Origin of the sequence: Paenibacillus sp. 2KB_20 (genome assembly GCF_052115765.1) — a bacterium.
Classification (GTDB): domain Bacteria; phylum Bacillota; class Bacilli; order Paenibacillales; family Paenibacillaceae; genus Paenibacillus_AQ.
On sequence record NZ_JBFRHH010000055.1, the window covers coordinates 1 to 343 of the forward strand.

General features: G+C 46.1%; 1 rRNA gene. It reads left to right on the forward strand.

Features of this window, described 5'->3' with window-relative positions:
* Nucleotides 1–118 precede the first annotated feature (118 nt).
* A 16S ribosomal RNA gene (locus AB4124_RS34150) occupies nt 119–343 on the forward strand; the annotation flags it as partial.

Below are 343 nucleotides of genomic sequence, written 5' to 3' on the forward strand. Positions count from 1 at the left end.
AAGAAGTTGATCTTTGAAAACTGAACAACGAGTGAGTAAAACGGACCACTTAGGTGGAACGTTGAAATAGAGAATTGAACAAATTCTCGTCAGTTAAGAAATGAGCAAGTCAAACACTTTATTGGAGAGTTTGATCCTGGCTCAGGACGAACGCTGGCGGCGTGCCTAATACATGCAAGTCGAGCGGACTCTCAGGAGTGCTTGCACTCCTGAGAGTTAGCGGCGGACGGGTGAGTAACACGTAGGCAACCTGCCCTCGAGACTGGGATAACTACCGGAAACGGTAGCTAATACCGGATAATTTATTTCACAGCATTGTGGAATAATGAAAGACGGAGCAATC